General features: G+C 66.9%; 12 protein-coding genes. 8 read left to right on the top strand and 4 right to left on the bottom strand.

Annotation, left to right across the window (positions count from 1 at the left end):
* Positions 1–57 precede the first annotated feature (57 nt).
* From J4Z35_RS08485 to J4Z35_RS08470, 4 genes are all read left to right on the top strand, one after another.
* Positions 58–1,158 (top strand): XRE family transcriptional regulator, encoded by a 1,101-nt coding sequence (locus J4Z35_RS08485; protein ID WP_208065508.1) that lies wholly within the window; start codon positions 58–60, stop codon positions 1,156–1,158.
* A complete protein-coding gene (locus J4Z35_RS08480; protein WP_208065507.1) occupies positions 1,155–1,697 on the top strand; it encodes a hypothetical protein in 543 nt (180 codons plus the stop codon). The genes J4Z35_RS08485 and J4Z35_RS08480 overlap by 4 nt, the downstream gene beginning before the upstream one ends.
* Positions 1,694–2,149 (top strand): very short patch repair endonuclease, encoded by a 456-nt coding sequence (locus tag J4Z35_RS08475; protein WP_208065506.1) that lies wholly within the window; start codon positions 1,694–1,696, stop codon positions 2,147–2,149. Before J4Z35_RS08480 ends, J4Z35_RS08475 begins: the two co-directional genes overlap by 4 nt.
* A gap of 219 nt (positions 2,150–2,368) precedes the next feature.
* On the top strand, positions 2,369–3,136 hold the full coding sequence (locus J4Z35_RS08470) for a hypothetical protein (protein ID WP_208065505.1): 768 nt from the start codon (positions 2,369–2,371) through the stop codon (positions 3,134–3,136).
* Positions 3,137–3,146: 10 nt separating this feature from the next.
* Here the strand turns inward: J4Z35_RS08470 and J4Z35_RS08465 are convergent, their stop codons facing one another.
* Positions 3,147–3,839 (bottom strand): hypothetical protein, encoded by a 693-nt coding sequence (locus J4Z35_RS08465; protein WP_074045847.1) that lies wholly within the window; start codon positions 3,837–3,839, stop codon positions 3,147–3,149.
* Positions 3,840–3,879: 40 nt separating this feature from the next.
* Positions 3,880–5,553 (bottom strand): plasmid pRiA4b ORF-3 family protein, encoded by a 1,674-nt coding sequence (locus J4Z35_RS08460; RefSeq protein WP_208065504.1) that lies wholly within the window; start codon positions 5,551–5,553, stop codon positions 3,880–3,882.
* 147 nt (positions 5,554–5,700) lie between these two features.
* Here J4Z35_RS08460 and J4Z35_RS08455 point away from each other — a divergent pair, with 147 nt between their 5' ends.
* The 3 genes from J4Z35_RS08455 to J4Z35_RS08445 all read left to right on the top strand — a co-directional run bounded on the left by J4Z35_RS08455 (position 5,701) and on the right by J4Z35_RS08445 (position 8,821).
* Positions 5,701–6,111 (top strand): nuclear transport factor 2 family protein, encoded by a 411-nt coding sequence (locus J4Z35_RS08455; protein WP_074040139.1) that lies wholly within the window; start codon positions 5,701–5,703, stop codon positions 6,109–6,111.
* Positions 6,112–6,248: 137 nt separating this feature from the next.
* A complete protein-coding gene (locus J4Z35_RS08450; RefSeq protein WP_074040051.1) occupies positions 6,249–7,733 on the top strand; it encodes a cytosine permease in 1,485 nt (494 codons plus the stop codon).
* Complete coding sequence (locus J4Z35_RS08445; protein WP_074040049.1) at positions 7,730–8,821, top strand: alcohol dehydrogenase catalytic domain-containing protein; 1,092 nt, start codon at positions 7,730–7,732, stop codon at positions 8,819–8,821. Before J4Z35_RS08450 ends, J4Z35_RS08445 begins: the two co-directional genes overlap by 4 nt.
* 18 nt (positions 8,822–8,839) lie before the next feature.
* Here the strand turns inward: J4Z35_RS08445 and J4Z35_RS08440 are convergent, their stop codons facing one another.
* A complete protein-coding gene (locus J4Z35_RS08440; protein ID WP_074040048.1) occupies positions 8,840–9,115 on the bottom strand; it encodes a hypothetical protein in 276 nt (91 codons plus the stop codon).
* Positions 9,112–10,257 carry a hypothetical protein gene (locus J4Z35_RS08435; RefSeq protein WP_074040047.1) on the bottom strand — a complete coding sequence of 382 codons (1,146 nt, stop codon included), beginning with the start codon at positions 10,255–10,257 and terminating at the stop codon, positions 9,112–9,114. Before J4Z35_RS08435 ends, J4Z35_RS08440 begins: the two co-directional genes overlap by 4 nt.
* A gap of 210 nt (positions 10,258–10,467) precedes the next feature.
* Between J4Z35_RS08435 and J4Z35_RS08430 the strand changes: the two genes are divergently transcribed.
* The gene (locus tag J4Z35_RS08430; protein ID WP_074040046.1) at positions 10,468–11,808 is read left to right on the top strand and encodes a Fic family protein; all 1,341 of its coding nucleotides are present in this window, start codon (positions 10,468–10,470) and stop codon (positions 11,806–11,808) included.
* The last annotated feature ends 123 nt before the right edge of the window (positions 11,809–11,931 follow it).

The raw sequence follows: 11,931 nt of genomic DNA, 5'->3' as shown, positions 1-11,931 counted from the left end.
CGGACGGATGTGTTTCGATATTCGCAATAATGTTGCGATTCGTGCAATACTAGGGACATGAATACCCCAGCCACCCGAGTTCGCTCGCTCATGGACGACCACGGTCTGACGCAGACCGAGTTCGCGGCGCGTGTCGGACTGGACGCCCCGAAACTGTCCAAGTCTCTGAGCGGCACCCGCCGCTTCTCCGTCGTCGATCTCGCGAACATCGCGGAGGAGTTCGACGTGTCCCTCGACTGGTTGCACACCGGTCAGGAGAGCGAGCTCGTCCTCGCAGCCCGACGCACGGCAGGTGCGCCTGCGGGCGAAGCCGTGGCGGTGGCCCGCGATCTCGCGATCCAGCGGGCCGATCTCGCCTCGCTCGGCATCGCACAGGACTGGCGTCCTCTCGCGATGGAGCTACCGGTCGGTGGCCGGCTCGTCGATCAGGGAGCGCGCTTGGCTGCGGCTGCACTCGCGCGATTCGACGAGGAGGGCCTCGACCCGACGGCGGCCGATCTCGCCGGTGCGATCGAGACGGCCTTCGGCGCAGACGTCGTGGTGGCCGAGGCCGGGGACGGCATCGACGGGCTCGCGGTCTCGAACCCGGACGCGAAGATCATCCTCGTCGCGCCGGGCGCGGTGCCGGCCAGGCAACGATTCACGCTCGCGCACGAGCTGTGCCACCTGCTCTTCTCCGACGACCAGGGAGTGCATCTCGACGAGGACATCTACGCCAAGGCCAGCAAGACGGGGGACAGCGAGATGCGGGCCAATGCCTTCGCGGCGTCCTTCCTCATGCCCGCCGCCATCCTGGAGGAGCGCGTCGAGCAGGGTTTCGACGAGACAGCGTTCTGCCGGCTCGCAGCCGACCTGCGCGTCTCGCCGAGCGCCCTCGCCTATCGGCTGCAGAACCTCGAGCTCATCGACGGGATGACGTGCTCCACGTGGGGCAAGATCTCCAACAAGAAGGCGGCGGAGACGGTCGGGGAGGGCAGCGCATACGCGCTGTCCGTCAGCTCCGCACTCGCTCCCCGCCTGCCGCAGCGTCTCGTCGCCGACGCCTATCGGGCCTACGAGCGAGGGCTGACGACCCTGCGGCCCTACGCCAACCTCGTGGGGCAGGACGTCCACGAGCTCCGCCGTTCGCTGGAAGCCAGCGAAGAGACCGGCGAATGACGATGAGCGACAAGGTCTTCCCCGACAACACCGTGCTGTGCAACTTCGCCTCGGTTCACCGGATCGACCTGCTCCATGACTGGTTGCGGGGTCGTGGGCGATGGACGGAGGCGGTGGAGGACGAGGCACGTCGCTCGTCGAAACTCCTTCCGGGGCTCACCCCACTCCTGCAGGAGTCGTGGCTCGGGGAACCACTGGCACCCGAGACCGACGAGGAAGACACAGCCGTCCTGCTCACCCGCCGCGTCGTGTTCGGAGGTCGAGAAGCCGAGCCCACCAAGCACCTCGGCGAGGCGATGACACTCGTGCTGATCGAGACACGACAAGAGCTGCGGGGATCGTGGTGGGTCACCGACGATCGAGAAGCGGCAGAGCACGCCTATCGGAAGGGGATCACCACCCGCGACACGATGCACATCATGGGTGAGCTCGTCTCCGAGGGGACGCTCACCGCCGTGGACGCCTTCGCCCTCATGCAGACGATGCGCGATCGCGACCGTCACATGCGGATGCCTGACAGCCCCCGTGACCTGCAATGACAGCGGTGCCCTCTCACGAAGGCCCGGTGCCGTCACCGCTGGCCTCCCATCCGGGCAATGCCGACCCCGCAGCTGCAGCTCGATTGGCCAGGGCGCGTCGAGCTGACACCGCCCCCGAGCTCGCCCTCCGTCGCATCCTCCATGCGCACAGGCTGAGATATCGAGTCGGGTACCCGGTGCCGGGCGCGCCGCGGCGCAGCATCGACATCGCCTTCACCCGTGCTCGGTTGGCCATCTTCATCGATGGTTGTTACTGGCACGGATGCCCCCAGCACTCGACCGCTCCCAAGAACAACGCCGGCTGGTGGCAGGACAAGTTTGCCGCCAACGCGGCACGTGATGCCGACACGAACCGGCTTCTCGTCGAGAAAGGGTGGACGGTCATGCGCGTCTGGGAGCACGAGAACCCAGGCGAGGTGGCGAGCCGGGTCATGGAGGCTCTGCACGGGTAGCCTCGGGACATCCCCCCGTGCAAGCCCCGCAAGAAGGACCTCCCTCACGGCTTCGAGCCGGCCTCGAGCTCAGCCTGGATACTTCGCCGTGCCAGCACCGGCGAAGGCTTCCTGTGGCAGGGCCAAACTCACGACGACCCTGAGGGGCAGCTGTGGCACTGCACGGCCGATGGGTGGGCGAGCGAACCTCGTCCGAGTGCGATACCCGACGAAGTGAGCGTGTTCGATGTCCCGGCGAACGTCGCGATGTGGGTGTGCGGATTCCCCGAGGACGAGGTGCTGCACCGACTCCGCACGGCTGGCGACGGAGAGCCCGATGAGCACGACTGGGCCTTCTCCACCAAGCAGTTCGAGTCGCAGGACGACGAGTTCCCTGGCTCCTGGGAGGCGCCGGCACGCCGGTATGCATGTGTCGACGGCAGGCGAGTCCAGTTCGCCGAACCCAGCGGGGCCCCTTTCCTCACACAGAATGACGCTCCCGTGGGCGTCACACTCGCCACGTTCCACTGGGGAAGCGAAGACGGCATGATGAGCGGCGCATCCAGCTGGACCCTCACCCAGGTCAGCCCCACCCGCGCCATCGCGAGCGCCGACGGTGACGCCACCGCCCCGCCTGTCGAGATGGCCCTCTCCTCCGAGCGCCGCGGCGAAGTGGTCGCGCGCTGGCTGGCTGACGTCGAAGGTGGCACGATCGGAGTGCCGTTGGCCGCGGCGATCGAGCTCGAACCCTTCGACCCCGCCGGGCAGTTGCCCGACGCCGAACGTCGCTCGTGGGAGAGCCTCCTGGCCGATCTGCGCTCCGGGTACGGCACCACGCTCGAGTGCACTATCGCCCTCGACGGCGACGATCGAGAACGCCTGCGCGGCATCCTCGCCGAGGATGACGAGTACCGCGCGATTCGTGACGCCCTGGCGGACCCGGCGAAGCACGATGAATGGCTGCGGGCACAGCTCCAGCAAGACGAACCGTACGACCTGGACGATTGATCTGCGACCGTCAGCGTTTCTGCCGGCGTTCTCTCCTCGGCGCCCCTGGGCCGTAGTCGAGTTGCGGGTCGCGCCGCGCGGACCGCACGATCTCCTCGAGGTCGGCGTCGCCGGGGTCCTCCCAGTACGCCGCATGGCCCATGGCCGCGATCGTGCCCAGCCTCTGAGCCGGGTAGAGGACGCCGTCACGTTCGACGATGCGGGCCATGCCGCTGCCCAGACCCACGACATAGCGCCCGTCGCCCATGTTCGCCGTCAGCTCGAAGGCGTAGAAGTCCCCCGCGAGCCATGGACAGCCCTGGGCGCCGTCGCAGTCGAGTTGCCCGCACTCTCCGCAGCGGCGCACCAAGCCCGACGCAATGCGACGCGCCTCCCCTGCGTCGAACTCATCGACCCGCGTGACGGCGCGGACCCACGACACATCGCTGTCAGAGACCACGTCCGCCGCGTGGAGTTGCACGAGGTCCCCGATCACGACGGGAGCGCCGGCGTCGGACGTCCATGGCTCGTGGCTCCACACCCAGACGGCGTCACCACTCGGCACGCGCAGTTGGAGGAAGCCGTCGATGACCGACAGCACCTCCGCCTGGGCAGAATTGCTCGACGCATGCACCGACCGCATCCGTGGCGGGCCCATCTCGTGCCCGCCCCCGACCCAGCACTCGTGGTCGGGGCCGTATCCATTGATCCTCGTGATGTCCACTCGTCGACCTCTCGTCTCTCTCGGCGCGGGGCGCCACCCGTCAGCCCGGGTTGCGCTGCGTTCCTGACGTGTCTGCCAGCTCCGCCACGGCGTCGAACGCCAGGGCGCGGGCAGCGGGCGTGTAATCCTGTCCCGATCGTCGCAAGCGCCAGTCCTGTTCGACGTGCTCGAGCATGCGCATCATGGGCCACACGCACGGGCCGATGTCGCGCCAACGCGGCGGTGAGCCGTCGGGCATGCGCCATCCCACGTCCGCGATGAGTTCGCGGATCATCTCGTACGTGTGCTCCTGCGGAAAAGCTGAGGCGACGAGCAGCGCGTAGAGCGTTCGCGCGCAGGCCTCGAACTCGTCGGCTTTCGCCGGCACCAGCGCGGCAGCGAGGTCGCGCCACAACTGCTCCAACTCGCCCGCAGCAATCGCCTTCGCGACCAACTGGCCGCGCTTCGTCAGCACGAACTCACCGCGATAGTGACGCGCGTAGCCCATCGTCTTCAACGACTCACGCAGCGCCGTCACCGGCACGACATCCATCTCTCGACGGCTACTGCCGTGCGTCCAGATGCCTAGCGCGTCGACGATCCTGCCGACGGTGTCAGGCTTCAGGTAGCCCGCCTGCGTCAACGGCAACGGGCCCTCCGCGAGCATGCCGATGAGCGTCACCCACGAGCGCAACGCGTCGGCGCGCTCTGCGTCCGTCGGTTCGACATGCTCCTTGCGGGCCCGCGACACCGAACCGAGCAACACCACCTGCGCACGCGGCGACGCCCGCCGCAACGTCTGGCCGAGCATCGACGACGGATCCACCGCCCCCTCTTCGGCGATCCTCTGCAGAGCCTCGTTCTCCTTCGACAGCACGACGATCGCGGCGTTCGCCTCGTCGACCGAGAAGCGCGCCGGATCCCAGCCCGGCGGCACCCACTCGGCGTATTCCGGTGACAAGTTGCGCGCCTTGTGCCCCTGGACGAGCTCGTTGTACTGCCACGGTCCGCCCGAATCCTCCAACGGGCACGCGTTGCGACCGGCGACGCACTCCGCGAGCGGGCCGTCAGCGTCAGGTGTACCGCTCGTCGCGAGCTCGACGACCTTCTCGACCTTGATCGTGTGCACCCAGTCGTCACCGAAGTCATACACGTAGAACACGCGATCGCCCGGAGCGCGCAACACCTGATCGAGAACGACCTCGGTCTCGACGCCGGACGCCTCGTCGAGGTCATCACCCATCTCTACGTCTGCCACGCTCGCGAGGAACGGCCCACGCCAGACATCTTTCTTCGGCCCGAGCGTGAACCGGTGCAGATGCGCGTCCGCCCATCCGAGCGTCGCCTGGATGACGTCGTGGAACTGCGCCATCGTCACGTCGCTACGCACCTCGATACGGCGCCAAACAGCCGGCTTCACCTCGTCGACGTCGACGCGGACGGTGAGGAGCCGCACGCCGTCGCGTGCGGGCGGCAGCGTCACCTGCGGCCGCGGCGGCGGTGGCGTGAAGAACCGGCGCGCAACGCCTTCCGTCGAGCCTGCGGGCACGCCCGCTGCGGGAAGGCCGAACGCCGCACCGGGCGCGCTGGCAGCGCCTGACGCCGGCTGCCCGCCGTCGGCTTGCGGCGGCAACCCGAGCTCACGGGCGACGTCAGGCCAGTTCTCCTCGTCGTTCAACTGCTCACGAAACGACTGGATGAACGCCTCGACCGACGGGTCGTCGGAATCAGCCATGCCCCATCGTGTCATCGAATGCCCTAGGGCTAACGCCGAAGTTGAAGTGGTACGGCCTGCGAGCCAGCCTGGGATGCCATGGCGTGGCATACGGTCGAAGCGACCACCGGCGGCACGCTGCCGAGCCCCCCAACGTCAGGATGAATGATGACCGGCACGACGACCAACACCCCGACCACCGATGTTCTGCGGGCAGCAGCCGCTCTGGTGAGCGATTTCGCCAGCGGCGACAGCACCGCATACTTCAGTCACTTCGACCCCGACGCGACCTTCGTCTTCTACACGCACCCCGAGCGCCTCGAAACGCGAGCAGCGTACGAAGACCTCTGGTCCTCTTGGCGGGAGGAGGACGATTTCGCGGTTCTCGCGTGCGCGAGCCGCAACGGTATCGCCCAGGTTAACGGCGAAACGGCCGTGTTCATCCATGACGTCGAGACCCGCGTCAGCACCCGCTCTGGCGGCGAGAAGACCCTGCACGAACGCGAGACGATCGTCTTTGCGCAACGGGACAGCGGGTGGGTCGCCATCCACGAACACCTGTCGCCGGTCGCGTCCTGACGAAAGTGCACCACGTCACAAGTTGATGACGATCGCCCGCCGCGCATCGACACCTCAATCACTCACAGGAAGAATGCCTGGTCTACGGACGGTGCGTCACAGACAACTGGACGCGCGTCCCGAGCGGGAGGCTTCTGATGAGCGACACGACCCCCATCCCGGCGTTATCCGCCCTGACCTCGGCCGACCGGCCTTTGCTGGAGGCGCGGTCGATCGACTGGGTGCCCGAGAACGAGCGGCACGGAAAGGTCTGGCACCAGGGCCCCCTGTGGTTCCTCGGCAACTTCCAGTACTTCTCCATCCCGATCGGCTTCATCGGCCCCTCGATGCACCTGTCACTCCTGTGGACCATCGTCGCCAGTATCCTCGGCATCGGTTTCGGCACGATCTTCATGGCCTTCCACGCCTCCCAGGGCCCGACGATGGGCCTGCCTCAGCTCATCCAATCCCGCGCTCAGTTCGGCTACCGGGGCGTTATCGTGCCGCTCATCGCGACGCTCTTCACCTACCTGGCGTTCAACGTGGCCGACACCGTGCTCATGAGCGAAGGCCTCAACGCTACGTTCGGGTGGAACGCCACCGCCGTCGGCATCGGAGTGACGGTGATCGGCGTGACCCTGGCGATCTTCGGGCACGACTGGCTTCACAAGGCCTTCCGCTTCCTGCTCTACCTCTCACTACCTGTCATGACGATCCTCACCATCGGCGTCATCAGCGGTGGCGCAGGCGGCCACTGGGATCACAACGCGTACGGGTTCACCTGGGCAGCGTTCATGGCGCAGTTCTCCGCGAGCGCCGCGTACAACATCACCTACGCGCCGTACGTCTCCGACTACTCGCGCTACCTGCCGGCTAACACGCCGGCCCGCTCCGTCATCGCCGCCGTATTCTTCGGTGCCTCCACGGCCGCGATCTGGCTGATCAGCCTCGGTGCCTGGCTCGCCATTGCGCTCGGTGCGGGCGACGGGCTTGCCGGTCTCAAGCTGGCAGGCAACACACTGTTCTCCCCGCTCGGCGACGTCGCCGCAGCCCTCTCCGCGGCAGCACTCACCGCGACGATGGGCATGAACGCCTACGGCGCCATGCTGACGGTCCTCACCACCGTCGACTCCGTGCGCCCGATCAAACCAAAGCAGCCGGCGCGCATCATCACCATTATCGTCCTGGCCGTCGTCTGGTACGCCGTCGCGAAATCGCTCAGCTCGAACTCCGTGGACACCGTGTTCGCCAGCCTCACACTCATGCTCTACGTGCTCGTGCCGTGGACCGCAACCAACCTCGTCGACTTCTTCTTCGTGAGAAAAGGCCACTACGCGATCGCCGACTTCTTCACGCCCAACGGCATCTACGGCGCGTGGGGCAGGCGCGGCCTCATCGCGTTCGGCGTCGGCTTCCTCAGCGAGATCCCCTTCATGGTGCTACCGAAAATCGGCAATTGGAGCTACGTCGGACCTATCGCCAAGCACCTCGAGGAAGTCGACATCGCGTGGCTCGTCGGCCTCGTCGTCACAGGCGTCGTGTACCTCCTGCTCAGCCGTTCCATCGACCATGAGGCCGAAGCGCGCGAAGAGGCCGTGAGCCAGGAGTTCCTCGAAGAGACGACGGAGGGTGCCCGAGCATGAAGGCCGTGACCTACCGCGCGGACGACGGAGTTCACGTCGAGAACATCAACGTCGCGGCGCCCGGGCGCGGGCTCGTCGCCGTCGACATCAAAGCCACCGGGGTGTGCCACTCCGACCTGCACATCGTGAACGGCGACTGGCCCACCGATCGCCCGCTCGTGCTCGGGCACGAGGGCGCGGGCGTGGTGTCGGCCGTCGGTGAGGGCGCCACTGAGCTGGCCGTCGGCGACCACGTCGTCCTGTCCTGGTTCGCCCCATGCCGACGCTGCCGCAACTGCGCCGCGGGCCGCGCCTGGTTGTGCAGCGGCACGACCGCCCTGGACAACACACTGCCCGGCGGCGACACCGCGTTCACCGATGGTCAGGGAAAGCAGATCTGGCCCTACCTCGGCTTGGGGACGTTCTCCTCACGCGTCGTCGTCCCCGAATCCGCAGCGATCAGGGTGACGCCGGACCTGCCGTTCGAGGTCGGCGCACTGCTGGGATGCTCGGTCACGACCGGGGTCGGTGCCGTCCTCAACACGGCGCGCGTCGAACCGGGCGGGAGCGCGCTCGTCGTCGGGTGCGGAGGCGTTGGCCTTTCCATCGTGCTCGGGCTGCACCTCGCGGGGGCGACGACGATCATCGCCGCCGACCTCAGCGACGAGAAACTGGAGCTCGCCCGGGCGCTCGGAGCAACCCACACCGTTAACACCGGCCAGACAAGCCTTGACACCGTGCGCGACGACCTCGGCGGCGTTGACTACGCGTTCGAGGCCGTCGGGCGACCCGAACTCATCGAGGCGCTACCCCCACTGTTGCGCACGGGCGGGTGCCTCGTGCTCGCCGGCATGACGGCCGTCGGGGCATCCTGCACCATCGATCCGTTCGACCTCGCAGACCAGGGCAAGTCAATCCTGGGATGCAACTACGGATCCAGCGTCGCTGCCGTCGATGTTCCGCGCCTCGCCGATCTATACCTGAGCGGACGCCTGCCCGTCGACCGGCTCATCGGCACCACACGCCCACTGACGGAGGCCGCAGCCGCCCTCGACCAGCTCCGCGAGGGCATAGGCCTGCGAACCATCCTCATCCCCGACAGCGCTTGATCGTCGCGGGGCGTCACCTCACTCGGCGAGCGAGCCGTACCTCAACACGTGGTCGCCGACGCCGCCCGAACACTCGGGCAGATGCAGCTCGATGAGTTGCGCGAGCGTCAGCACGTAGTGGCGCGCGCAGAAGAGCTGCGCGTCACCGCCGCCGGCGTGCTCGGCGAACACGACGTAGTGCGTCGGCGTCTCCGTGCACACGCACTCGTTCCACGTGCAGCGGGTGCTGTCGCCGTCGTCCAACTCGTCGAACTCGGTGTCGCCGAAGTCGAGTTCGTGCGTCACGTTCGTCATGCCAGCTCCTTCATCGTCGCCTCGACGGCGCCGACGCCGCGCGCCAACTCGTCACGCGTCAGTTCCTCGTCGGTGTTGAACCAGCGCGCCCACTTCAACCGGAAGTCCTGCTCGGCGCGCCTACGCGAGACGCTCGTCTCGGCCTCTTCGGCGCGGAAGACGAAGCTCGCTCCGTCCGCATCCGTCGACACCGTGACGAACGAATCCTCCACGGGCACAGCGATACCCGACACCATGCCTTGTGCGCGCACGGCGATCCACCGGCGAGACGCGGGCACATGGTCGGCGAACTCGTCGGCGACGAACGGCGCCACCTCACCCCATGCGAGCGCCCGCTCGACGGCGAACGCTGACACCTGGGCGCCCCCTTCGGAGTAGCCCCACACGTAGGCAGAGCCGACGCCGCTCTCCGCGTTCGCAAACCATGTCTGCGCCGACTCGACGTCGGGCTTCACCGCGAGCCACTTCACGACGACCTGCGACGGGTCGTCGTCCGAGGTCTCGTGGTACTGGTGGAACAACCCGTCCTCGCCCTGCGCGCGCTTGGCATCGAGCCACCCAGAGGCGTCGAACGCGACGATCTCGAACGGCACGAGCGGCTTCGGCGAGAGCCGCGCCATCCACTCGCGAATCGCCGCGACGCTGTCGAAGACCGACAGCAGCGCCGTCTGCTCACCCATGGCGACGACGTTGGCCTCCGTGCGCTCGAGTTGCGAGTCGACGTCGTCGCCCGCCCACTCATCGCTGCGCGGCTCCGACGCCATGAGCGCATCACGACGTTGCAGCCACGCGAACCACGCGGCGAGAGGCTGCGCATCGTCACCGGTCTCGAAGGTGACCTCGTCGCGGAACTTCACGACGGCCCCCGCATCACGACACACGAACGTCGGCTCGCCGGCCGGGCCGCCGTCGACGGATGCGAGGCACAGCTCGTACGTGACGAGTTCGCGCTCCTCGTCGGACGCGTCGAGACGCCACAACGCCGGCAGCTCCACCGCCTCCGCGTCGTCGCCTTGAATCGTGGCGGCGACGAGATCCGACGGCGTCACCCGCGCCCACTGCGGCTGCTCACCCTGCGGCCACCACGCCTGCTGCGGCCCGGCCTCCTGCACCCGGCGCGCCTCACCCCTCGTCGCACTCATGCCATCCACCCCTCGTCGCTCGACTCATTCGGCCTGCTCACAACGTAGCCCCCAGCGGTGACAACGCCCGTCCTGGAGCGACCACACCGGCTATAAGTTCGGTTGTAAGTTAGCCACACCAAGCCCGCTGTCAGCGACGGAAACGCTTGCGCCCCAAGGGAAACCGTGTCAACTTATAGTTGCCTCTAGATTGTAAGTTAGCCTGGCCTCGTGAAGCTGCCAGCCACCCCGCCATCCACGCCGCTGAGTGATCTCTTGAGCGACGAGGACGTGTTCGCGAAGGCATGGGCCAACGTCGACGTTGCCCGCGACCGATACTTCTCCTGGGACCGGATGCGATTCCACACCCCTCCGGCCGGGCTGACCCATGAGCAGTGGTGGATCGCCACATCCTTCAAGCGTCGCGGCGCAGCACGCTCCCTCCCCCTCCGCCAGGTCGACGGCACGCCATTCTGGTTCACCCTGCCCGACGACGCCTTGAGGGCCCTTCACGACCTCGCTGTGCGCGCAGGCGGCGCCATCGGGCTGCGCGAGCCGGTGACCAACGCAGACACACGCAACCATTACCTCGTCCGTGGACTCATGGAGGAAGCGATCACATCGAGCCAGCTCGAGGGCGCGACGACCACACGCCGCGTGGCGAAAGAGATGCTGCGCTCGGGTCGCCAGCCGTCCACCAAAGACGAGCGGATGATCTGGAACAACTACAACGCCATGCGGTTCGTCCAAGAGCACCGCGAAGAAGACATCACCCCAGCAAGAGTCCTCGAGCTCCACGAGATCCTCGTCAACGGCACTCTTGACGAGCCGGAGGACGCCGGCCGCATCCAGACCCCCGACGAAGAACGCATTCACGTAGGAACAGAGGACGGGCTCATCGTCCATGAATCGCCCGCCGCAGAGACCCTGGAAGGGCGACTCGCCGAACTGTGCGCGTTCGCCTGCGGCACCACCGTCGAGGACTACTGGCTGCCACCCATCGCCCGAGCGATCTTCGTGCACTTCATGACGGGCCACGACCACTACTTCGTCGACGGCAACGGCCGTCTCGCGCGAACCCTCTTCTACTGGGTCATGCTGCGCGAGAACTTCTGGTTGACGGAATTCACGACCATCTCCACCATCCTCAAGAACGCACCCGTGAAGTACGCCCGCGCGTACTTGTACAGCGAGCAGGACGGGGACCTCACGCACTTTCTCCTGTACAACCTCACGGTCGTGACCCGTGCTTTCGACGCGTTGGAGACGTACCTGGAGCGCCAGACTCGTACCACCGAGGCGTTCAAACGCGACATCAAGTCGCATCAGCTCGGACTCAACCATCGCCAGGTCGCGATCCTCGAGCGTGCCATCCATGACACGACTCTGGACCTCACCATGGAGTCCCACCGCAACTCGCACCAGGTCTCACTCATGACGGCGCGGTCAGACCTGTTGGGTCTCGAGAATCTCGGCCTGCTCGTACGCCGCAAACAGGGACGAGCGTTCCACTGGTGGCCGACACCGCACCTGGACGATGCGCTCCGCGACTTAGTCGCCAGCCGCACATGAGGCGCGGGAGCCGACTATAAGTTCGGTTGTAAGTCCAGCTCTCGCCACACCGATCGGGGACGGTGAACCGTTGCAGCGCAACGGTATTGACTCGAACTTACAATCCACTTTGACCTATAAGTT

The organism is Dermacoccus sp. NHGro5 (assembly GCF_017565385.1).
Lineage (GTDB): Bacteria > Actinomycetota > Actinomycetes > Actinomycetales > Dermatophilaceae > Dermacoccus > Dermacoccus nishinomiyaensis.
This window is presented reverse-complemented; position numbering and strand designations above follow the sequence as displayed.